General features: G+C 47.0%; 14 protein-coding genes, 1 tRNA gene and 1 pseudogene. 7 read left to right on the forward strand and 9 right to left on the reverse strand.

What is annotated here, in order from left to right; all coding sequences use genetic code 11:
• Positions 1 to 140: 140 nt before the first annotated feature.
• Positions 141 to 1,313 (forward strand): ATP-binding protein, encoded by a 1,173-nt coding sequence (locus DWV53_RS10355; protein WP_117728475.1) that lies wholly within the window; start codon positions 141 to 143, stop codon positions 1,311 to 1,313.
• 14 nt (positions 1,314 to 1,327) lie between these two features.
• Positions 1,328 to 4,054 (forward strand): beta-glycosidase, encoded by a 2,727-nt coding sequence (locus DWV53_RS10360; protein WP_118153501.1) that lies wholly within the window; start codon positions 1,328 to 1,330, stop codon positions 4,052 to 4,054.
• A 216-nt stretch (positions 4,055 to 4,270) separates the two neighbouring features.
• Here DWV53_RS10360 and DWV53_RS10365 read toward each other — a convergent pair whose 3' ends face one another.
• From DWV53_RS10365 to DWV53_RS10390, 5 genes and pseudogenes are all read right to left on the reverse strand, one after another.
• Entirely contained in the window at positions 4,271 to 6,412 is a 2,142-nt protein-coding gene (locus DWV53_RS10365) for a S46 family peptidase (protein ID WP_118153504.1), read from the reverse strand.
• Between the two features lie 141 nt (positions 6,413 to 6,553).
• Positions 6,554 to 6,721, reverse strand: a pseudogene (locus tag DWV53_RS16395) (Fic family protein); the annotation flags it as partial.
• A 436-nt stretch (positions 6,722 to 7,157) separates the two neighbouring features.
• Complete coding sequence (locus tag DWV53_RS10380; RefSeq protein WP_118153513.1) at positions 7,158 to 7,697, reverse strand: hypothetical protein; 540 nt, start codon at positions 7,695 to 7,697, stop codon at positions 7,158 to 7,160.
• A gap of 717 nt (positions 7,698 to 8,414) precedes the next feature.
• Positions 8,415 to 9,878: an oligosaccharide flippase family protein gene (locus tag DWV53_RS10385; protein WP_118153516.1), complete on the reverse strand. Its 1,464-nt coding sequence runs from the start codon at positions 9,876 to 9,878 to the stop codon at positions 8,415 to 8,417.
• A 16-nt stretch (positions 9,879 to 9,894) separates the two neighbouring features.
• Complete coding sequence (locus tag DWV53_RS10390) at positions 9,895 to 11,124, reverse strand: nucleoside recognition domain-containing protein (RefSeq protein ID WP_118153519.1); 1,230 nt, start codon at positions 11,122 to 11,124, stop codon at positions 9,895 to 9,897.
• Positions 11,125 to 11,514: 390 nt separating this feature from the next.
• On the opposite strand from DWV53_RS10390, the gene DWV53_RS10395 reads away from it, so the two are divergent.
• A complete protein-coding gene (locus tag DWV53_RS10395) occupies positions 11,515 to 12,462 on the forward strand; it encodes a cation diffusion facilitator family transporter (protein ID WP_118153572.1) in 948 nt (315 codons plus the stop codon).
• Positions 12,463 to 12,607: 145 nt separating this feature from the next.
• On the opposite strand, the gene DWV53_RS10400 is transcribed toward DWV53_RS10395, so the two are convergent.
• Positions 12,608 to 14,665 (reverse strand): TonB-dependent receptor plug domain-containing protein, encoded by a 2,058-nt coding sequence (locus tag DWV53_RS10400; RefSeq protein ID WP_118153522.1) that lies wholly within the window; start codon positions 14,663 to 14,665, stop codon positions 12,608 to 12,610.
• A gap of 381 nt (positions 14,666 to 15,046) precedes the next feature.
• Here DWV53_RS10400 and DWV53_RS10405 point away from each other — a divergent pair, with 381 nt between their 5' ends.
• The 4 genes from DWV53_RS10405 (at position 15,047) to aat (ending at position 18,920) form a co-directional block, all read left to right on the forward strand.
• Complete coding sequence (locus DWV53_RS10405) at positions 15,047 to 15,553, forward strand: flavin reductase family protein (RefSeq protein WP_118153525.1); 507 nt, start codon at positions 15,047 to 15,049, stop codon at positions 15,551 to 15,553.
• Positions 15,554 to 15,563: 10 nt separating this feature from the next.
• Complete coding sequence (locus DWV53_RS10410; protein ID WP_006849241.1) at positions 15,564 to 15,866, forward strand: ATP-dependent Clp protease adaptor ClpS; 303 nt, start codon at positions 15,564 to 15,566, stop codon at positions 15,864 to 15,866.
• 110 nt (positions 15,867 to 15,976) lie between these two features.
• A complete protein-coding gene (locus DWV53_RS10415; RefSeq protein ID WP_437181746.1) occupies positions 15,977 to 18,211 on the forward strand; it encodes an AAA family ATPase in 2,235 nt (744 codons plus the stop codon).
• A 43-nt stretch (positions 18,212 to 18,254) separates the two neighbouring features.
• Positions 18,255 to 18,920 (forward strand): leucyl/phenylalanyl-tRNA--protein transferase, encoded by a 666-nt coding sequence (gene aat / locus DWV53_RS10420; protein WP_117694924.1) that lies wholly within the window; start codon positions 18,255 to 18,257, stop codon positions 18,918 to 18,920.
• 110 nt (positions 18,921 to 19,030) lie between these two features.
• On the opposite strand, the gene pafA is transcribed toward aat, so the two are convergent.
• The 3 genes from pafA to DWV53_RS10435 form a co-directional block, all read right to left on the reverse strand.
• On the reverse strand, positions 19,031 to 20,641 hold the full coding sequence (gene pafA, locus DWV53_RS10425) for an alkaline phosphatase PafA (RefSeq protein WP_117729427.1): 1,611 nt from the start codon (positions 20,639 to 20,641) through the stop codon (positions 19,031 to 19,033).
• Positions 20,642 to 20,722: 81 nt separating this feature from the next.
• Positions 20,723 to 22,693 (reverse strand): heavy metal translocating P-type ATPase, encoded by a 1,971-nt coding sequence (locus DWV53_RS10430; protein ID WP_118153530.1) that lies wholly within the window; start codon positions 22,691 to 22,693, stop codon positions 20,723 to 20,725.
• Between the two features lie 358 nt (positions 22,694 to 23,051).
• Positions 23,052 to 23,125: transfer RNA gene (locus DWV53_RS10435), tRNA-Ile, on the reverse strand.
• Positions 23,126 to 23,270: the final 145 nt, after the last annotated feature.

Consider the following 23,270-nt stretch of genomic DNA (forward strand, 5'->3'; position numbering starts at 1 on the left):
TTAACCATCCTAAAGGTGACAACTTTTTCACGTATAAGACATTTTGCGGTAAAAATATAGCAATTTCTTTGGTAAATTGCGGTGTTTTTACCGCAATTTTTGTATATTTGCAGCCGTAAACATCAAATAAGGAAAGAAATATGGAATTTTTGAAGCAACTTTCAGACAATCTTATCAAGCGTACCGATACTCGATACCTACGATATATGTATCATCAGATTCCTTGGTCGAATCGGATGACGGCTCTTGTTGGACCTCGTGGAGTCGGCAAGACAACACTTCTTTTGCAGTATATCAAATTGAATCTTCAGATGAAAGACACACTCTACGTGAGTGCGGAATCCATCTATTTCGCTAATCATACTCTCTTTGAAACAGCAATGAAGTTTAGCCAACTTGGAGGCAAGCATCTTTTTATCGATGAAATACATAAATATAAGGGATGGGCTACAGAACTTAAAATGATATACGATAATCTGCCAACCTTGCAAGTGGTATTTACCGGTTCTTCTGTGCTTGATATTTATAAAGGTACAGCAGATTTAAGTCGACGAGTACTGGTCTTTACGATGCAAGGTTTGTCTTTTCGCGAATACATCGGTATGGAAAAGGGCCTAGATATTCCTGTTTCTACATTGAAACAAATCGTAAACAATGAAGTTGTGTTGCCTGAGGAGATTGAGCATCCGTTGGCATTGTTTAATGAATATTTGCGCAAGGGCTACTATCCTTTTTCTAAGGATGAGGGCTATAGGATGCGACTGAATCAAGTGGTGAGTATGACTTTGGAGACGGATATACCACAATATGCCAATTATACGGTGATGGTGTCTAGAAAATTGAAGGAACTGATGCAGGTAATAGCTGATAGTGTGCCTTTCAAGCCAAACATGAGTACCATTGCTACAACTATCAAGGTAGATCGCAATAACCTGCCCGATTACTTCGAACTTATGGAGCGTGCAGGTTTGATAGCCCAACTTCACGAGTCCACAGGAGGTGTGCGTGGTTTGGGTAAGGTAGAAAAGGTGTATCTTGATAATACCAACCTCTCCTTTGCTCTCTCTTCTTCGGTGCCTGATATTGGCAATCAGCGAGAGACTTTCTTTTTTAATCAGATGCGTGTGAATCATGCTGTCTTCAATTCTCCAATTTCTGATTTTCTGATAGAAGACAAGACATTTGAAATTGGTGGTAAAAAGAAAGGTCAGAAGCAGATTTCTGAGGCTAAAGAAGGATATGTTGTGAAGGATGATATAGAGACAGGCATGGGCAATGTTATTCCTCTCTGGGCTTTTGGTATGAACTATTAGACAATTATAAGTAAATGAAGAAATCTATTCTTATCGCTTGTCTGGGACTGGTAAGTCTGGGCTTGCAAGCACAGAGCATTTCGCTCGCTGGTGAATGGAATGTGGAGTTGGGAAAGAGCGGTAGTGCTTTTGCCAAGAGTAAGCGTGCCTCGCAGGGTGAGATGAAGCGTGCCATTCTTCCCGGTACCATCGATACGAACCATCTGGGATTCGCTCCGAAAGATACGATGGAAACAACGCATCTTACGAGACTCTATGCCTATAAAGGAGCTGCAAGATATTCCAGAACCATCAATATTCCGAAGGATTGGAAGAAGAAGCCTGTAGAACTCTTCCTGGAGCGTACCCGACCGACATGGGTGTATGTGGATGGAGAACTGGTGGATTCCTGCAACTTCATCTCTACTCCCCAGCGCTATCTTCTGCCAAAGAAGGTGAAGCCGGGCAAGCATCTTCTGGAAATCGTGGTGGATAATGGAAGAGGTGTGCCTGATCAGGTTTACGGTTCCAGCCATGCTTATACGGAAGATACGCAGACCAACTGGAATGGAATTATCGGAAGGATTGAACTCCAGCTACCCAGCTCTGTAGAGAGCAAATCTGCAGAAACTCTAACAGGAGCAATCCCTAGCCGTTCTGTAGCTTCTCCTTCCGCCCTTCAGATGCCTGATTTCGCCAAGGATTTTCATATCAAGGACGCCCATTTCTACGCCAATGGTCATAGGATATTCCTCCGTGGCAAGCACGATGCGGCTGTATGGCCGCTGACGGGACATGTGGAAATGGGCGTGGAAGGCTGGATGAAGTATCTCGGAACCTGCAAGGAGTATGGAATCAACCATGTGCGCTTTCATTCCTGGTGCCCACCGGAGGCAGCTTTCGTGGCAGCGGACAACCTGGGAATCTATCTCCAGCCGGAACTTCCTTTCTGGGGTTCTTTTGATAAGAAGGATGAAAGGCTGATGGCGTTCCTGCATCAGGAAGGCGAGAACATCCTCAGAGAATATGGTCATCATCCATCTTTCAGAATGATGGCGTTGGGTAATGAACTCTGGGGCGACATCGACAAGATGAAGGAGTTTGTGGATGATTTCCGCAAGATTGCGCCCGATAAATACTATACCTTCGGAAGCAATTACTATCTCGGTTATCAGGGAATAAAAGAAGGAATAGATTACTTCACCACTTGCCGCATCGGAGGCGAGGGATGGGGCAAATACAATACCCATACCCGTGGTTCCTTCTCGTTTGCCGATGCCTACGATGGAGGAATGATCAATCATTTCCATCCTAATTCTACGATGAACTTTGATGAGGCTTGCGATAAGGCAGGAATCCCTATCATCTCTCACGAAACAGGTCAGTTTCAGACCTATCCTGACTATCGGGAAATAAAGAAATACACCGGAGTGCTTCATCCTTATAACTTCGAGGTGTTCCGCCGCAGGCTGGCTGCTGCCGGAATGCTCTCGCAGGCAGATTATTTCCACAAGGCTTCGGGCTTATGGAGCGTGAAACTCTATAAAGCCGATATAGAGATGGATTTGAGAACCCGGAATATGGCGGGCTTCCAACTGCTCGATATTCAGGATTATCCCGGTCAGGGAAGTGCTTTCGTAGGCATCCTCGATGCGTTTATGGAGAGTAAGGGAATCACTACGCCCGAGGAATGGCGCCAGTGGTGCTCGCCTGTGGTTCCTCTGCTGGAAATGAAGAAGTTCTGCTTCGAGAATGGTGAGAAGATTCAGGCTAAGGTTAAGGTTGCCAATTATGGCGGTTCTTCGCTGAAGGGCAAGAAACTGAAATGGCATCTGGCTGCCGAGAACGGATTGTTCTGTATGGATGATGGAACTTACAGCACCAAGGATGGTGAAGTGAGAAAGAATGTGAGCGACTTGATGGCTGAGGATGAGGGAGTATTGAACATCTTTTCATACGATGAAGGTTTGGTGGATGTGGGTGAACTGAATGGTGTTTTCCACGTACAGAAACCTACCAAGCTGCTTCTTACATTAAACATTGAAGGAACAGAGGCGAGAAACTCCTACGAACTTTGGATTTATCCGAAGAAGGCTTTGGAAAAGAAGGGCGTTATCATAGCCAAGGATTTGAATGATGAAGTGGTGAAAGTCTTGGAACATGGCGGAAAGGTGCTTTGGATGCCTACGGCTTCCAGCCATTTTGTGGCTGCCGATGATACGCTTTCGCAGGCAGATAATGCTACTCCTTATACTGTTGGCGGACTCTTCCAGACCGATTACTGGAATTATCGCATGTTCAAGACCATCTGCGAGAACAACAAGAAGAAAGTTTCTCCAGGAACCTTGGGCATTCTGACGAATCCGGAACATCCGATATTCAAGGGATTCCCTACGGAGATGCACACCAACTGGCAATGGTTCCCAGTTATCAAGGAATCGCATCCGCTGGTGCTTGACAACTTCGACAAGGATTATCGCCCGATTGTTCAGGTGATAGATAATATCGAGCGGAATCATAAGTTGGGTTTGGTGATGGAATGGAAGGTGGGAGCCGGAAAGCTTCTCGTCTGCATGAGCGATTTGGAAAAGGCTTCGAAATATCCGGAAGGCAAGGCTTTCTATCAGAGTATAATTGATTACATGCGCTCTGCTTCTTTCAATCCATCTTCTGAAATAATGGTGGATGAATTGAAGAAGAAACTTGCCGAGAAGCCTCGTCAGGTTTCATTGAAGGAGCTGAATAATATCTCGCAGTATTAATTGGAATTCTGTAGGTTGCGAATCTGTAAGATAAAAATAAACTGAAAATCAGCAAGATAACAAGAATAGAAAGACTAAATAAAACAAGAGCGGAAAGCCAGGAGTTAACAGGTTAACAGTTAACAGCTGATTTTCCGCTCTTTTTATATCATCCTGAGACTAATCTTTATTCCAGGATAAACCTTTATATCATCTCTGTTGATTCTGAGATAGGATTTACTTCGCATTGATTTCCTTCAAGAGGCGGTCTGCGTGTCCCCACTTATCCATCAGGTAGAGCACATAGCGAATATCTACACCGATGCAGCGAGCCAGGCGCTTGTCGAAGTTGATGTCAGAGCTGAGGCTGTCCCAGTTGCCATCGAAGGCAAGACCAATCAACTCACCCTTACCGTTGAACATAGGGCTACCAGAGTTACCACCGGTAATATCGTTGTTGGTGAGGAAGCAGAGCTGCATCTTGCCAGTCGTCTTATCCTGATACTTGCCGAAATCCTTCTCAGAGAGAAGCTCGTGCATGATAGGCTCAGCGTAGTAATCGATTACCTTATCGCCCAGCTTCATCTTCTCAACGAGGCTCTCGGCTGTGGTATAATAGCCTGATGGCTTGCCACCGAGGTCGAAACCGCCTACCTGACCGTAGCTCAATCGCATGGTGAAGTTGGCGTCGCTGTAGTGAGGCATGTCTTCCTCCATACGGAGCTTGGCAGCACAGAGATACTTCTCCTGCTCAGCGATGCTGTCGTTGATGCTGCCCATCTGAGCAGCGAAATCTGCAAATACATCGTTCAGATCCATACCGAAGCTTACGCCTGGATCCTTCTCATATCCCTTCTTGTTGAAATAGAGCTTGGCGCCCTTCTTCATGATGAGCGACTTCTCCCAGAGATAATCCACATACTTGGCGTAGTTGCCGCCAAACTCAGCGTCGATGGTCTTGTAGAACTTAGGCAACCACTTGGCATCTACGTGCTCCTTGTAGTTCTTCAGAAGGGTAGCGAGCACTTCCTTATCGAGCGCCATATCCCATTCTGCAGAGTTATCTTCAAACTCATGATACTGTTTCTTCTTGTTCTTCTCAGGACCCTTCACCTCCATGTCAGTCTGGAGCTTGATGGCACGGGTAGAGAACTCGATGTTGCTTCTTCTTGTGAAAGATTCAGCGAAGTTGGTCCAGGCGTATTTCACGTCTGCGCTCTCCTTGTAGAGCTTGGCGAGCTTGTCGAAATCTACCTTGTGGGCGAGGTCGTTGGCAGCCTTGGCTGTATCCTGCCAAGCACGGAGACGGGTTTCGTACTCACGCTTCAGATTCACGATGCCGATAGAGTCGATACACTTGTTCATACCGATGGCATTCTTCCAGTAGTTGGAAGAGCTGGCGTACTTGCTGTCGTACTTGATGCGGACAGCCTCGTCGGCACGCATGTGCTTCTGCATCACCTCCTGCTTTACGCCACGAACCTGGGCACGAGGAGCATTCTCAGCATCGCGCATGGTCTGGATTCCGTAGCTTGAAAGATAGCGCTCTGTGCTGCCTGGGTAACCCATGGTCATCGCATAGTCGCCATCCTTATAACCCTGGAGAGAAACCTGTGCCCAACGCTTTGGCTTGTAAGGCACATTATCCTTACTGTAGGCAGCAGGACCATTGGTCTTAGGGTCGGCATAGATGCGGAATACAGAGAAGTCGCAGGTCTGGCGAGGCCACATCCAGTTGTCTGTATCGCCACCAAATTTACCCATAGACTTTGGTACGGTGAAAACCAGGCGTAGGTCGGTGAAGTCGCGGTAAGTAGTAGCATACCACTTGTTGCCCTCGTAGAAAGGCTGAACGGTGATATGGAGGGTAGAATCGTTCTTCTTCGCCTCTTTAGTCATCTCGTTCTCCAGAGAATCGATGAGTTCATCGCGCTTCTTGTTGTCGAGTTTCTCGTATCCGAGGCTCATCACCTTATCGGTTACATCCTTCTGTTCAACCATAAAGCTGACGAACATATTCTCGTTAGGCAATTCCTCTGCGTAAGATTTAGCAAAGAAACCATTGAGCATATAGTCGTGCTCCACGGTAGAGTGGCTTCTGATAGCCTCGAAACCGCAATGGTGGTTGGTAAATACCAAACCGTCTGGAGAAACGACTACGCCTGAGCAATAGCCCGAGAAGTTAACCACAGCATTCTTCAAGGCGTTCTCGCCGTTGTAGAGCTGGTCGTAAGTCATACTGAAGCCTTCGCGCTGCATCATCTCATACACAGCTTTAGGCAAGTTGTAAATTGTCCACATTCCCTCGTCAGCGTGAGCGGTGTTGATTCCGCAGAACGCCATGATAGAGGCGATAAGGACCGTTGCTTTTTTCTTCATTACTTGTTTTTGTTTTCTATTTTTATTATGATGTTATTTATTCTTTTTCTCATACCATTCTTTCCAAGTCTTTGCCAGCTCTGTCATCCGATATTGCTGGCGTGGATGTCTTGGGGTGTTTGGATATTTCATCTCCAAGGCTCCTTCGGCTAGGGCTGGGGTAATGTATTCCTTTCTAAATCTGGTTCTGTTCTTTAATCCAAACAGGTTCATTATATCGCCGATGGATAGATAATCTTTATTTATACGTATTATGAGTTCTTCTACTTGGGACGAACTTGGGACGAACTTGGGACAAGCTTGGGACATTTTCTTCTCCTTCTTTATTTATGAAGTTGTTTTTCTGTCCACTTCCTGTTTGAGAATTTAAGTTCGGCTGCTCTTTCCAATCATCAGTCGGCCGGATATGTAAATATCTGTTCTTGAGAACCCAACCATCTTTTAGAAGTAAGTTCCTGAAGAAACGAACCAGGTAGATAGGAGAGTAATCTATGCCTTTCTGAATGTTGCGATAGTTGGCACGAACCAGGGCATTGCGGAAATACCAGGAGTGTTTGGCAAACATTTCGTTGTTCCCGCAAGCGCTTGAATTGAGCTAAGCACTCCTCCAGCGAAAGCGGATGCTCTCGCCAATAAGCCATGCTTTTTTGCATTTGGGCATTGACTTTCTTGTGATAATCGTTCAGTTGTATCTCCATCCATTTATGTATTATATTGTTAGAATATTACGTTTGCAAAGTTACTACTATTTCCCGAATTTTCCAAGGCTTCGCTTGATTTTCTTTATAATTTGCCTTTTTGCCGATAACATTCCTGGTGATAGAACCTCCTGTTCCAGCATATCCAGAGCCATTCTTAACTCTTCGAGGAGTTCGGGATAGTACTTCATCTGCTCGTAGGCGAGCTTCATGCAGTAGCAGCGGATGGCGTAGGGTTGGGAACAGGCAGTAATCTTGGCGATGCAGAAATCGATGAAATCGGAACGGAGTGATTCTTCCTCGAAAGGCTGACGGAGAAGAAGATGGAGCATCAGGCGGCGCTTGGTCTCATTCTTCTCTACGAGAACCCTATTTATCAAGTCATCGTGCTTCTGAAAGAGCCATAGGTTGTTAGCTTCATCGAAATGGGTTAAAGCCCAAAGTGCATTGAACGATACGCGGTCGTTTTCATCAAAGGTGAGCTGGTAAAGTTCTTCCTTCCGGTGGTCGTTCTCCTTTCCTTGTGTCATGATGCATATCTTGTTGATATCGTTCATACAGATTTTGTCTTGTAGTATCTTTCTCATGCTCTTTATTTTTTATGAGGGAATAATCGTTGCAAAGATATACTTTTATGAGGGAATAACGAAAAGGAAGATTACTTTTTTTGAGAATTCTCGGACTATTTCTTGTTTTTGAGGTATAGAATGGGAGAAAAAGTCAAGTTGAACAATCGATGGATTCATAGTTGTACGTCTAAAGGTTTATAGTTGTACAACTGAAGGGAGTGTAGTTGTACAACTAAAAGGTGTACAGTCGTACAACTAAAGGGGGTATTGTTGTACGATTAAAAGGTGTTGTCACTAGGCTCGGCAGACCTGCTGACTGCAGTGAGCAGACCTGCTGACTAGGCTCAGCAGAGCTGCTGAGCCTAGTGGCAACTTTCCAGAAGCAGTCTCCTTGAACTCCATATTCTATCTCTTTGAACCTGATCAGACGCCTTCTTTCACTTGCGCAGTCATATTCTTCAGCTTACGGAGCCGTATCCTTCAGCTTGCATAGTCATATCCTTCAAAATACTCAGTCGTCTCGTTTCGTTTACTCAGCCGTTTGCTTTAGCTCTTACAGGGCGCCTTGCTGGCTGCTATTATATCCTGGGTATTGCTCGGGACCAGGAACATTGGGTCCTTTTGTCTATTCTTGAACCGCATGCGAAGGTTCTGTATAATATAAACAAAAGAAGTCCGTGGACTTACACATTGTCCACGGACTTCTTGGAATATAATCTCAATGATTGGAATCTCTTACTTTCTAAAGAACTTACCCACCACTGGCAAACTCTTCAATGGGAAATCCTTCTTCACGAGATAAGCGGCGAAGATGAGGATGAGCACCGTATTGATGAGGCAGGCGATTCCACTGGAGAAGTATTTGTTAGCCTCGGTCATTCCGGCGAAGAGGATGAGGGCGAGAACCACATAAATCATAATCTCCTTCACCGGATAGTTGATAGGATACTTCTTCTGACCCACGAAGTAGGAGAGAAGCATCGCCGTTCCATATCCTGCAAATCCAGCCCAAGCACAGGCGATGTAACCATAGACTGGTACGAAGATAACGTTGATGGCTATCAATACCAGACAGCCGATGCCTGAGAAGTAAGCACCCCAGATGGTCTTGTCGATGAGCTTGTACCAGAAACTGAGGTTGAAATATACTCCCATCATGATTTCGGCAGCCATTACGATAGGCACTACCTTCAAACCATCCCAGTAGTCGCGACCTATGATGTGGCGCAATACATCCAGATAGCCTACCACCACCAGGAAAGCCAAGAGGGTGAAGATGACGAAATACTTCATCGCCGAAGCGTAAGTCTGGCGGTTGTCCTTATCCTTCGCCTTGCCGAAAACGAACGGCTCGTAAGCATAGCGGAATGCCTGGGTAATCATCGCCATGATCATCGCAATCTTGCTGGCTGCTCCGTAGATTCCGAGCTGTGCATGCGCATCGCCCTTCTCATAGATGTAAGGGAAGAGAATCTTGTCGGCTGTCTGGTTCAGAATACCGGCAATACCGAGCACGAGGATTGGCCAGCTGTAGCCCATCATCTTCCTGACGAGCACCTTACATTCGCTCCAGGAGCATTTCTCGCCCATTAATCCTTCCTTCAGTTCCTTGTAGAAACAGAAGGTGATGGAGGCGGTACAAACCAGGTTGATGTAGAAAGCATAACCCACATCGTGACCATCCATGATGACGTAGTAAACCAGGTTGAGCGCAATGTTCAGACCGATGAAGAGCAACTTGAAGGCAGCAAACTTCAGTGGGCGCTTCTTGTATCTGAGGTAAGCGAACGGAATGCACTGGAAGGCATCAATAGCCACGGTTACGAACATGGTCCATACATAAGCCGGATGGTCGGCGTAGCCCATCGCATCGCTCAAAGGCGTGATGAAGAGGAATACCAGGGCGATGAAGAGTAGGGAAGTGAAGCCCACCATGCTCAATACCGTGTGATAAACCTTTTCTGAGTTTTCTCCCTCCTTGTTGACAAAACGGAAGAAGGTGGTCTCCATTCCGTAGGTCAGGATAACGAGGAGTAACGCCGTATAGGCGTACATGTTGGTGATGACACCATAACCACCACTTGCGGCGCTGATCTTAGCCGTATAGAGTGGTACAAGCAGATAGTTGAGGAATCTGCCGATGATACTGCTCAAACCATAGATGGCGGTATCCTTTGCTAAACTTTTGAGGTTTGCCATATTAATTTGTTTTTTATTATCCGAAGAATAAATATGCTATAGTGATTGCTGCGATGACTCCAGCCAAATCGGCAAGCAAGCCGCAAGCCACGGCGTGACGGGTATTCCTGATGCTTACGCTTCCGAAATATACTGCCAATATATAGAAGGTGGTATCGGTGGAACCCTGGAAGATGCAGCTCAATCTGCCTACAAACGAATCAGGACCATAGTTCTTCATCGCCTCCAGCATCATGCCTCGTGCACCACTTCCCGACAGCGGTTTTATGATGGCGGTAGGTAGGGCACCTACGAAATCGGCATTCAAGCCGCATTGTTCTACCGACCACGAAATGCCTTGAATCACCATATCCATCGCTCCCGAAGCACGGAACACGCCGATGCCCACAAGGATAGCTACGAGATAAGGGATAATCTTCACCGCAGTAGTAAAACCTTCCTTTGCTCCCTCGATAAATGCATCATAAACATTCACTTTCTTCCAGAAACCAGCCAGGATGAAGCAGAGGATGATGCCCAGGAGAATCATGTTAGAAGCCAAGGTGGTAACCGTGTTCATCGTATCCTTGTCCATCTGTCCGAATCCCCAGATGATGATGCCTACGAAGGCGCACATTCCCAACAGAGTAGCGAGCAATACCGGCTGCAGGATGTTGATGCGCTGCCAGAGCGAAGTGATGATGATTCCGGCAAGCGTAGCCACGAGCGTAGCCATCAGGATAGGGATGAAGACATCCGTAGGCTGGGCTGCTCCATAGGAGGCACGGAAGGCGAGGATGGTGGTAGGGATGATGGTGAGTCCTGAGGTGTTCAGAACCAGGAACATGATCATCGGGTTCGTCGCCGTATCCTTCTTCGTGTTGAGTTCCTGCATCTGCTGCATCGCTTTCAATCCTGTAGGCGTCGCCGCATTATCGAGTCCCAGCATATTCGAAGCGATATTCATGAAGATGCTTCCCATCACCGGATGGTTCTTCGGAATATCAGGGAAGAGACGGGTGAAAACCGGGCTGAGTGCTCTTGCCAACACATTCACAACTCCCGCCTTCTCTCCAATCTTCATGATGCCAAGCCAGAGGGCGAGCACGCCCGTCAGTCCGAGAGAAATCTCGAAGGCATTCTTGGATGAGTCGAAGGTGGAATCTACAATCTTCTGGAAGATAGTCGTATCTCCCATTGCCAATCCGATGAGTGCGAAGATGAACGCAATCACGAAAAATGCTATCCAAATGTAATTTAAAACCATAATTGTTTCATCTTGCGGTTTTTTCAACCGCTTTTATTGTGATAATGTTCTTGTCACAGAATAATATAATACCTGATAATCGGGTGCAAAAGTACAACTTTATCACAAAATTCCAAAGAAATTCGGACTGAAAATCACAAAATTCCTATTGTTTTAAGGCGTTTTATCACAAAATTCCATGCTTTTCTCTCTTCGCTATCACATTATTCCCTATTCGTTATACTTTTTTAATCTCTCTTTTTATCCGATTTCAGAAAAAAGATGTACTTTTGCCGCTCAATTCATGAAAGACAGGAATTTGGTTATACAAAAACATTATTAAGGAAGCAAAGGACTTCTGTTATATTTTATAGTATGGACAAGAATGAGAGAATAAATAACGAGCAAGAGATGCCCGCAGAAACGAAAAAGAATCATTCCGCAGATGCGGATAGAGTAAAGGAAGTATATAAGGTGACGATAGCGGGAAGCATCATCAATGTGGTGCTGCTCGTACTGAAGTTTGCTGCAGGTATTCTCGGACATTCTGCAGCCATGATAGCGGATGCCATCCATTCGCTTACCGATTTCGCCACCGATGTGGTGGTACTGGTATTCGTAAAACTAGGCAATAAGCCGAAGGATAAAGACCATGATTATGGGCATGGCAAATACGAGACGCTTGCCACAGCCATCATCGGTATTTCGCTCTTCGTGGTGGGTGTGATGATCTGTTATTCTGGCGTTACCAAGACCTATCATGCCATCTGCGGCGAGACATTGCAGCAGCCGGGCGTTGTAGCCTTGATTGCTGCCATCGTAAGTATCGTGATGAAGGAGTGGGCTTATCAGTTTACGGTAAAAGCCGGAAAGAAATATCATTCCGAGGCTGTAGTGGCGAATGCCTGGCATCATCGCAGCGATGCTTTATCGAGTATCGGAACGATGTTCGGTATTGGCGGCGCCATCATCCTGGGAGAAAAGTGGGCGGTGCTCGATCCGCTTGCAGCCATCATCGTGAGTGCCTTCATCATCAAGGCTGCCTGGGGACTGGTGATGCAATCTGTGAAAGAACTGACGGATGCCAGTCTTCCGGAAACTGAGGAAGATGAAATACTGAAGATTGCAAATGAAGAAGAGGGAGTGGGAGAGATTCATAACCTGCGTACCCGTCGCATCGGAAACAAGATTGCGATAGAAATGCATGTCCGCATGCCGGGTTCTCTTTCGCTTTATGAGGCGCATGAGCATGCTACTCACATAGAAACGAAACTGAAGCAGCACTTCGGCGCAGATACCCATGTGGGAATCCATCTCGAACCGATAAAAGTGAACGGAAAATATCAGAAACCGGAATAACTGAAATAAAAGGAAATAGCCGGAATAAAAGGAAACGAGCCTTGACGGAAGGAAGAATCCTCCATCAAGGCTCGTTTTTTTATTTGATATCCGAATCGTGTTTCGGATATTTATCATCTTTTGGGATGATTATTATCTGATTATATTATCGGCCGAGATTTACGCTGGCTCCTGCCATAATCCACAAACCTGGCTGCTTAACAGCTGTGAGGTCGTAGTAGCGGTGGCAAGTGATGTTGTCGGCTTTCACGAAGATATTGTATTTCTTCTCGTCCCACATCAGTTTGCAGTCTACCTTGGTATATGGATGATAGCCATTCATTCTCTGCTGCCATCTTACGCTCCACGAAGCTGAAAGCTTGCTCCAGATCTGATGATCCAGACCGAATACTGCCTTGTGCTTGAGATACTCCAATGCATAGAGTGATTTCAGAATGTTTGTCTCGGTCTTATGATCCTGATAAATGTAAGCATAACCCAACTTGATGCGGGTGATGAAACTGTTTGGTACCAATTCTCTCATGTAGATAGTAGCATCTACGTTGTAGCCCATGTTGTTGAGTTTTCCGATATTCATCACGTGATACTTGCTGTCGTTCTGCTCGGTCACGGATGTCTGAACCCAGTCAATCATGTTGGTGCCGTGTGCGTAGAATCCGCTAACGGTTGCTGCAAAACCAGTCTGGCGATATTGAGTTCCCACCTTGAAGGTTGAGTTCTTCTCCGGGTTTAGGTTGATGTCGCCCTGCTGCACCGCATTACTTATGTATAAGTCGGTGTAGGTAGGCATTCTCAATGCCTTGTTCCAGGAAGCGTAGAACTTCCAGTTGTCGTTAGGACGATAACTCATATCCACACCAGGATAGAAACGGAAGTCGTTGTCAAGACCTGTATTCTTGTTAGCCAAGACACCAGCCGACAAGGTGAAACCGCCGAAGATGAAGTTGTGCTCCAGCATGATGTTGGTATTGGTGCGCTTGCCCTTTCGGGTATATTGACGGTCAGAACCCGAGATATCCTTATAGTTTTTTTCTGCGAGTTCCTCGCCCAATGCAGTAGAGTAGATGCACTCCTTGCTGATGTCGAAACCCACAGCGGTCTTACCCAAAGCCCAAGCCACGTTGGCATTCAGTCCACCACCATAAACATCGAGGTCGTGATAGTTCTCGCCCGCTGCAGCTCCAGCCTTTCCACGAATCAGCTGATAGTGATCCTTGAATTTGTTATAATAGAATTGAGGCGCAATCTCCCAGGTCTTCTCCTGGTTGTGCAGACTCAGGTTGAGCGAAGCCATACCGTGGTCTGTCTTCTCATATTGGTTGTTGTATTTGGCGCTGTAGAAAGTATTGGCACCATAGCTCTGGCTAGCAATACCCAACTGGGCGTTGATGTCGAAACGCTGGTCGTAAGAGAGCGAGAGATTGCCGTAGCCCTGTCCCTTCTCGAAGTCGCTGTTGTCTGTGCCACCATCCGAGCGCTTGTAGCCTCCGCTTACGGAATAAGCCTGGGCCCACTTGCCCGTTTCAAAAGCTGTTTGAATGCGTCCCTGTGCTCCGAAGCTTCCAAAGCTTCCGCCTTCTACACTTGCAGATACCCCCTCACTCTTAGCCTTCTTGGTTACGATGTTGATGGCACCATTGAAGGCTGAAGTTCCGAATAAGCGCGATGCCGCCCCCTCGAGCACTTCGATGTGGTCGATGTCAGCAAGAGCTACAGGAAAATCAGAAGCATTGTGACCAGTCTGAGGATTGGAAATGTTGACGCCATTCAAGAGAATGGTAATCTGGTCGAAGGTTCCACCATTGATGGAGATATCCGTCTGAACACCAAAGCCACCACGCTGACGGACATCCACGCCGGTAGCTAATTTCAATACATCGTTGATAGTCTGCGCAGCCGCACGATGAATATCGTCGCGGGTAATGACAGACACAATCTTAGGTGACTGCTCTACAGTCATCGGCGCACGAGATCCGGTAACGCTCACCGCATCCAGCTCGTAAGCCTTTCCGCCCTTGTAGAGGGTAGAATCAACCTTGGCTCCCTCTGTGCTTACGCCTGCTGCCTTAGCATGGCTCAGGGTAGCAACGCTGAGTGCGCCAACAAGTACCTCTCTTCCCAAAACTGCGAAGAGTGAGTAATTCTTGTTAGAGAATCGGTTGAACTTCAAGCTGTTGCGCTTGTTGAAAATTGTTTTGTACATTAAATTAAATGTTTATAAATGAATAATAAATCGAAGCCTTCCGCCTTCCCGGCTTTCGGCATTCGGGGTGCAAAGGTACTGCCTTTTGGGCAACTGACAAAATAAAATGTGAATTATTTTTTCAACTGCCGATGCAAAGTTAATGTAAATCAAGGTCGGTTTCCTACCTCACAAATCGTATTCAATTCAGCCTTCTTGTGGCATAAAAAAGTATTAATTAGGCATAATCCTCAATAGGGTGATGCGATTTTCTTAAAGAAACATTCGCTTTTTCAGATTATTCTTGTATCTTTGCAGTTGATATGGGCAGCATTCAGCAATCAGAATACTGCTGTCGCAATTTTATGGTAATTAGAAATTAAAAAGAAAGGAACAGATAAGATGGAAAAGATCAACGTAAAAGAACTGAATGACAACGTCTTCGAGACTATTGGTAAGGAGTGGATGCTGGTATGTGCCGGCAACAAGGATCATTTCAATATGATGACCGCCTCTTGGGGCTGTTTGGGATGGCTTTGGAACAAGCCGGTGGCTGTGGTCTTTATCCGTCCGGAGCGTTTCACCCACGGCATCATCGAGGAGAATGAATTCATGACCCTCTCTTTCCTCGGCAACAGCGAGGAGGCTCGAAAGATTTATAGCTTCTGCGGCTCTAAGAGCGGACGCGATTTGGATAAGGCGAAGGAAACAGGATTGACTCCTGTGGAAACCGATAACGGCTGCATTGGCTTCGAGCAGTCACGACTCACCCTGGAATGCCGCAAACTTTATAAGGACAGTATGACCGCCGAGAAGTTCCTCGACAAGGACCTGCTCCAGTGGTATGGTGCCAAGGGTGGATTCCACGATGTTTATGTTGTGGAGATTACCAATGCTTATAAAAAGTAAGAATTAAAATATGGCTCAAGAACAAACAGCAATTCGTGAACGCCAGAAAACCAGGCTCAAGGAGCCGGGGCGTTACGTGGTAATGATGTTCAACGACGACTTCACGCCGATGGACTTCGTGGTAGAAATCCTCGAATCCATCTTCTTCAAGTCGCAGGCTGAGGCTGAAGCAATCATGCTCAAGGTTCATCACGAAGAGAAAGCCGTGGTGGGCACCTACAGCTACGACATCGCCAAGAGTAAAGTGGAGAAAGCGATGGAGAAAGCCCGTACGCAGAAGTTTCCGCTTAAACTCACTTATATGCCGGAATAGGCGTTGATTTCGGGGAAATATCCCCAATATATGCTAAGAAAAAGAAAGGAAAAAATAGAATGGACAGTATGGGATTGACCCGATATATGAGTGTTCTGATGGACGATGCCATGAAGCAAGCCCGGTTCTTCGACCACGAGTTCGTGATGCCCGAGCACATGCTGCTGGCGTTGCTCAGGCAGTATGCATTCTGTCAGGCGCTGCAGGAAGAAGGCGTAGACAGCCTCAAAATGCACGAAGACTTGGTGGAATGGCTCGCCAAGCAGGAGCGTGTGCCTGAAACCATCAAGTATCTGCCAGAGCCGTCATCGCTCTTCAAAACCATGTTTGGAACGGCGTGCGCCCTGGCTGCTGCTGCCGACAGACAGCTAGTGAATGTACCCCATTTTGTGCAGGCGATGTTTGGCTTGCAGAATTCAGAAGCCGCCTTCCTGCTGTGCAAGAATGTGGGCGACCGGCAGGGCGAGTTCCTGGCGAGCGTTGACAGTTATTATCCTATTGGAGATGATACTGGAGAGGCTGGCATGGGCATGGGAGCAGACTTTGATGATGACGATTATGCCAACGAGTATGACGACGACGAGGAAGAAGGCAGAAGACAGGTTGTACAGGATTGGCATCAGCTGGTTACCTGTATTTCTGACAAGGTAGAAGAGCACAATCCGCTCATCGGAAGAGAACAGGAACTGGACAGAACCATCCAGGTGCTCTGCCGTGCCGAGAAGAACAATCCGCTCCACATCGGAGAAGCCGGAGTCGGCAAGACTGCTCTGGTCTATGGTCTTGCCAAACTCATCAACGAAAACCTGGTTCCTGAACGCCTCAAGGGGGCTCGCATCTACGGCATGGATATGGGACAGATGCTTGCCGGTGCCCAATATCGCGGCGACTTTGAGAAACGCATCAAGATGGTGATGGAGGGAGCCGTGAAGGAAGGCAATACCATTATTTACATCGATGAGATTCATAATATGATAGGTGCCGGTCGTGGCTCAGATGGCGGACCTGATGCATCCAATATGCTGAAGCAATATCTGGAGGCAGGTGATATCCGTTTCATCGGTTCTACCACCTACGAGGAATATAACCGTTACATGGCTCAGAGCAAGGGCATCGTGCGCCGGTTCCAGCAGATTGACATCAAGGAACCTACCGAGGAGGAGGCTATCAAGATATTGGAGGGCTTGCAGTATAAATACAACAAGTTCCACAATGTAACCTATCGCAAGGACGCCCTGGAATATGCCGTCCGTGCCAGCGCCAAATATATCAGCAACCGCTGTCTGCCAGACAAGGCCATCGACCTGATGGATGAGGCGGGTGCTTATCTGGAGGTGCATCCGGTAGAATCTCGCCAGCGCTCTTACGTTACCAAGTCAATCATCCAGCAGATTCTGATTAAAGTCTGCAAGATTGATGCGGCCGCGATGAAAGATGAGAATAACGATGCTCTGGCTACGCTCCGCCAGCGCATACTCGACAAGATTTACGGTCAGGACAAGGCTGTAGACAAGGTGGTTGAGGCTGTGATGATGGCAAAGGCGGGATTGACAGATGATGACAAACCATTGGCTTCGCTTCTCTTCGTGGGACCTACCGGAGTAGGAAAAACCGAGGTGGCACGGCAGTTGGCCAAGGAACTCGGCATCGAACTGGTACGCTTCGATATGAGTGAATATACCGAGAAGCATACCGTGGCAAAACTTATCGGTTCTCCAGCCGGATATGTGGGTTATGAAGATGGCGGTCTCCTGACCGATGCCATCCGCAAGACGCCAAACTGTGTACTCCTGCTCGATGAGATAGAGAAGGCGCATAGCGATATCTACAACATCCTGCTCCAGGTAATGGACTATGCCCGTCTGACTGATAACAAGGGCCAGAAGGCTGATTTCCGTAACGTGATTCTCATCATGACCTCAAATGCCGGAGCACAATATGCTTCACGGGCTAGCGTAGGTTTCAATGGAAACGTAAGTCGTGGCGAAGCGATGCTGGCACAGGTGAAGAAGACTTTCAAGCCTGAGTTTATCAACCGACTTTCCGACATGGTGGTGTTCAATGATATGGATAAGCACATGGCAGAGTTGATTCTTGCCAAGAAACTTCGTCAACTCGATGCAAAACTGGCAGCAAAGGGAGTTACCGTAACGTTAACCGAAGCTGCGCGCGAACAGTTGCTGAAATGGGGCTTTACCAAGGAATATGGTGCCCGCGAGATGGACCGTGTCATCGGTAACCGCCTGAAACCGATCCTGATGAAGGCGCTGCTCTTCGGCAAACTCAAGAAGAGTGGCAAGGCGCATGTCGACTTTGACGGAAAGGAACTGGTGATTAATTATTAGAATGAAAGTCTAGTCAAGAATATTCTTGATAAAAGATAAGCGTATGATATTACAGATAGATGATACTGCGGACGAGATTTACTTTCCCGATCCGCATTATGGCGATGAGGATGGATGCTTTGCGATTGGTGGCGATTTGAGTATCGACCGCCTGTTGCTGGCTTATAGCAATGGCATCTTTCCCTGGTATAGTTTCCGTGACCAGCCTGAAATACTCTGGTTCTGTCCGATGAAGCGTTTCGTCATCTTCCCTGATGAAATCCACATCAGTCATTCCATGCGTACCCTGATGAGAAAGAACCGATACAGCGTAGGGATCAACGAAGATTTCGATGGCGTGATACGGGGATGCAGTAAGACCAACGGACGGTATTGGGAAGATGGCGCATGGCTGGGCGAGAACATCATCCAGGCATTTACTGCCCTCCATAAGCAGGGCTTTGCGGCGAGCGTAGAGGTATGGGATAATGAAACTGATGAACTGGTAGGGGGACTTTATGGTGTCACCATCGGCAAGGTTTTTATAGGAGAAAGCATGTTCTCCAGGGTTCCGTCAGCTTCTAAGATTGCCCTCATCTTCCTTGCCAGATACTTGCAGGAGCACGGTGGCAAGATGATAGATTGTCAGTTGGAGACTCCTCATCTCAAATCGATGGGTGGCAGATATATTTCTTACGAGGAATATATGAAGATTATGAACGAAGAATAAGAGATGTTCTTCTCGGAATAGAAGAACATCTTCTTTTGAATAAAAAATAAAGGCTAGGTTCCCGGAATCGTGAACCTAGCCTTTGTTATTATCTGTCTTTTTGCTTTTTATTAGAATATCGGTGTGCCGATGCAGCCGTTAGGTGCCTGAATATGCAGCATCGCACAAACGGTAGCGGCAATATCTGTCATATAGTGAGGCTGGGCACTCTCGCCGTGCTGGATGCCCCAACCCATAAACAGGCAAGGAATATGGATATCGTATGGATTCCATGCTCCGTGGGTAGTTCCCTTGCTGCTGTAATAATCGTAGTGACCTGGTTTCAGTACAATCTGAACACCTCCGCTGCGCTCGCGGTTATAACCGTTAATGGCGCGGAACTTCAGCTCTTCAGGGATGCTCTCGATAGAGGTCTTCTCCATGTCGAAGGCATAGTGCACGTCCTTGTCTTTCTTCAGTCTGTCTACTACCACCTGCTTGATGGCTGTATAATCCAAACCGAGTTCTTCGATGATGTCTGTATTGAAGAATACCTGATAGTTCATAATGGTCTTTACTAGGTCCTTGTCGGTGTTGAACTTTGTCTTCAGACTCTTGTTCAATTCATCTACCAGTCCCTTCTTGTTCCAAATGCCGGCAGGGATTCGCTGGTCTTGTAGGAAGGTGGCGTTGTTTACGCCTCCATGGTCGGCGGTGAGAAAGGTGAGATAATTTCCCTTGCCCACGGTCTGGTCGAGATAAGCGAAGAAATCTGCCAATGCCTTATCTAATCTGAGATAGCAATCTTCTGTTTCGATGGCGTTCACGCCCACCTGATGTCCGATGTAGTCGGTGCTGGAGCAGCTGATGGTCAGCAAATCAGTATCTGTGTTTCTACCCAGATTTTCTCCCTCAATGGCAGCCTTGGCAATATCGAAAGTCAGGTTGCAGCCGAATGGGGTGTTGCGGAGAATCTTATAACCATGCTTTTTATATAAGGTAGGCAGATCGAGTGGCAATACTGCCTTTTCTCCTTCAACAATTCCATTCTCGTAGTTGTTGTCATCGCTGGTGCTCTCCTTGTAGGAATCGATAGGGTAGAGCGTCTCCCATTTCTTGGATAGATACTTGTTCGGGAGTTTCTGCTTGTTGAACTTGTTCACCCACTCAGGCAACTTATCCATATAGAAAGTACTGGTGATGAACTTGCCCGACTTGTCATCAAACCAGAAAGCGCCATTGGCGTGATGGCCTGCAGGGAGGATGGATGCTCTGTCTTTCAAGGCTACACCAATCACCTTAGAGCGGTTGTTGGTAGCTAGACGGAGTTCATCGCCGATGGTGGTTACCCACAGATTGCGAGGCGACATCTTGCCAGCCTTGCTGTCAGAACCTACCGGGTTGACGGTATCGTCGGCAGTACAATTCACTACCTTTCCATCCTTCACGAAGTTATTTCCTGCAATTCCGTGGATGGAAGGAACGGAACCGGTCCAGATAGAAGAGTGGCCGATGGCTGTAACCGAAGGGATGTAAGGAATCTTGCAGTTTTCTACGCTGAATCCTTCTCCGAGCATTCTCTTGAATCCGCCTTCGCCGTAGCGGGCGTAGTAGCGATAGAGATAATCCCATCGCATCTGGTCGATAACGATGCCTACAACGAGCTTAGGGCGTTGAGGCTGAGCCTGTGCAATGCCGCAGAAGCAGCAGAGCACGAAGATGAGTTTGATAATCTTATTCATAGTCAAAATGTCTTTTTTATACATAACCATTCAGTATTGTATATTGCAATTCGGTTGCAAAGATACAACTTATTTTGGTATTTAACGATAAAAAAGACGATTTTTACCCAAACTTCTCATGGCGTTCAATACAGCCAGTACCGTAACACCTACATCGGCAAAGACTGCCATCCACATGGTACCGAGACCGATGGTGGCGAGAATCAGTACGGCAACCTTCACTCCGATGGCAAATATCACGTTCTCGTGAGCGATATGAATTGTTCTTCTGGCTATCTTTACGGCAAGGGCTATCTTTCTAGGGTCATCATCCATCAGTACTACATCGGCAGCTTCGATGGCTGCATCGCTACCCAGTCCACCCATGGCAATGCCCACATCGGCACGCTTCAATACTGGGGCATCGTTGATGCCGTCGCCTACATAAGCGAGCGTCTTGCCTGCTGGTTTTGTCTTCAGCAGTTGTTCTACATGCGAAACTTTGTCGGTTGGCAGCAGTTCTGCGCGGCACTCGTCCAGTCCCAGTTTGTGGGCAACATCTTCTCCTACTTCTCTGCGGTCACCCGTCAGCATTACCGTTTTCTCTACTCCAAGTTCTTTCAGCTCTCTGATGGCATGGGCGCTTCCTCCCTTAAGGGTGTCGTTGATCACAATATGTCCTGCGTACTTGCCATCAATGGCGACGTGGATGATGGTTCCCACCTGGTTGCAGTCGTGCCATTGGGCACCGATGCTTTCCATCATCTTCTTGTTGCCTACGCAAACCACCTTGCCGTTCACTTTGGCACGGATACCCTGTCCTGCAATCTCCTCTACATCGGTCACCTCGCAGCCATCCGTTGCTTCTTGCGGGAAGGCAGTACGCAGGGCTGCGCCGATAGGGTGGGTAGTGAAATGTTCTGCATGAGCCGCCAAATGCAGCAGAATCTTCTCCTTGTCAGAATATTCGCCAATATGTACATTATCTGCATCGTGGGATGAATGGTCTGGGCAGGAAGCATCTGCATGAACAGCTGCCACGGCAAACTCTCCGTGGGTCAGAGTTCCGGTTTTGTCGAACACAACGGTTCCCACCTTGGCTAAAGCATCCATATAGTTGCTGCCCTTGATGAGAATACCGTTCCGGGATGCTCCACCGATGCCGCCAAAGAAGGTGAGGGGCACGCTGATGACCAGGGCGCAAGGACAGGAAACTACCAGGAATATCAAGGCGCGGTTAAGCCATAATGGGAAGTTCTCGCCAAAGGTTCCTTCGCCAACGATTCCCGTTGCTGCCAGGAATGGAGGAATAACCGCCAGGGCAATGGCTGCGAAAACAACGATAGGAGTATAGACTCGGGCGAAACGGGTGATGAAAGCCTCGCTCTTCGACTTGTTCTTGTCTGCACTCTCTACCAGAGAGATAATCTTGGATACGGTACTTTCGCCAAAACTCTTGGTGGTGCGTACACGAACTACTCCTGAAAGGTTGATGCAACCGGACATGATAGTATCGCCTTCATTCAAATCCCGTGGCATACTCTCACCTGTCAGGGCAATGGTATTCAAGGCTGAGCTTCCCTCAACTACAATGCCATCCAGAGGCACTTTCTCTCCCGGACGGATTACGATAGTTTCTCCTATCTTGACGTCTTCCGGCGAAACTGCCTCTACTTTTCCGTTTCTTTCAACATTCGCTACATCCGGTCGGATATTCATCAGATGCGAAATACTGTCGCGGCTCTTTCCTTCCGCATATCCTTCGAAGAGTTCGCCCACCTGAAAGAAGAGCATCACAAAGACTGCCTCCGGGAATTCTGTATCTGATCCAGGGAAGAATCCGATGCAAAGTGCTCCGATGGTTGCAATAGCCATCAGAAAGTTTTCGTTAAACATATCGCCCTTGGCAATACCTTCTGCAGCTTCGCCCAGCGTCTCATGTCCTATTAATAAATAAGGAATGAGATAGACGAGGAGTAACTGCCAGGTAGCCAGACTGTATTCCTTTTCGATGAAAACAGCGATAATCAGGAGGATGATGGTTGCTCCTATCAGAAAGAGTTTGGATTTCAAACCGCCTTCTTTATGGTGATGATGGTGGTGGCAACCGCACCCCTGGTGCTCATGTCCTTCTGTGCTGCATGAGCAGTCATGATTGTGCTCATGATGATGTTCGTGAGAATTTTCACAATGGCATTCATGATGATGTTCGTGAGAATGTTTCATTTCTTCCATAATTTTGCAATACTTTTAGTTCTATATAACCAGGAACATTCAGTTCCTTTTTCTATTTCGGTTGCAAAATTACGAAAAGGTTTCTGCAACTTGGTTGCAAAAGCTCCAGTTGCCCTCTTTTTTTCTGTCGGATACGTTTTGTGAAAAAAGAAAAACAGCGGCCCACGATTGCTCGTAAGTCGCTGTAATAGAAGCGTGGACCAGCTAGGGCTTGAACCTAGGACCTCCAGATTATGAGTCTGTTGCTCTAACCAACTGAGCTACAAGTCCGTTGAATTTTTATCAAATTCGAGTGCAAAGATACTAGATTTTGGGCAAATAACCAAATAAAATCTTAAAAATTTTCTTAGAATCAGAAAAATACCGTATCTTTGCACCAAATTTATGTGCGCACACGTGCGTATGTACTTATTAA

The sequence above is a fragment of the Segatella copri genome (assembly GCF_003465495.1).
In the GTDB taxonomy this organism is placed as follows: domain Bacteria; phylum Bacteroidota; class Bacteroidia; order Bacteroidales; family Bacteroidaceae; genus Prevotella; species Prevotella copri_G.

Bases quoted from the DNA above. Each gene is read 5' to 3' on its own strand.
- DWV53_RS10390 (WP_118153519.1), bottom strand. From the start codon at position 11,124: ATGGTTTTAAATTACATTTGGATAGCATTTTTCGTGATTGCGTTCATC.
- DWV53_RS10360 (WP_118153501.1), top strand. From the start codon at position 1,328: ATGAAGAAATCTATTCTTATCGCTTGTCTGGGACTGGTAAGTCTGGGC.
- DWV53_RS10395 (WP_118153572.1), top strand. From the start codon at position 11,515: ATGCCCGCAGAAACGAAAAAGAATCATTCCGCAGATGCGGATAGAGTA.
- aat (WP_117694924.1), top strand. From the start codon at position 18,255: ATGATATTACAGATAGATGATACTGCGGACGAGATTTACTTTCCCGAT.
- DWV53_RS10380 (WP_118153513.1), bottom strand. From the start codon at position 7,697: ATGAGAAAGATACTACAAGACAAAATCTGTATGAACGATATCAACAAG.
- pafA (WP_117729427.1), bottom strand. From the start codon at position 20,641: ATGAATAAGATTATCAAACTCATCTTCGTGCTCTGCTGCTTCTGCGGC.
- DWV53_RS10355 (WP_117728475.1), top strand. From the start codon at position 141: ATGGAATTTTTGAAGCAACTTTCAGACAATCTTATCAAGCGTACCGAT.
- DWV53_RS10410 (WP_006849241.1), top strand. From the start codon at position 15,564: ATGGCTCAAGAACAAACAGCAATTCGTGAACGCCAGAAAACCAGGCTC.
- DWV53_RS10385 (WP_118153516.1), bottom strand. From the start codon at position 9,878: ATGGCAAACCTCAAAAGTTTAGCAAAGGATACCGCCATCTATGGTTTG.
- DWV53_RS10415 (WP_437181746.1), top strand. From the start codon at position 15,977: ATGAAGCAAGCCCGGTTCTTCGACCACGAGTTCGTGATGCCCGAGCAC.
- DWV53_RS10400 (WP_118153522.1), bottom strand. From the start codon at position 14,665: ATGTACAAAACAATTTTCAACAAGCGCAACAGCTTGAAGTTCAACCGA.
- DWV53_RS10405 (WP_118153525.1), top strand. From the start codon at position 15,047: ATGGAAAAGATCAACGTAAAAGAACTGAATGACAACGTCTTCGAGACT.
- DWV53_RS10365 (WP_118153504.1), bottom strand. From the start codon at position 6,412: ATGAAGAAAAAAGCAACGGTCCTTATCGCCTCTATCATGGCGTTCTGC.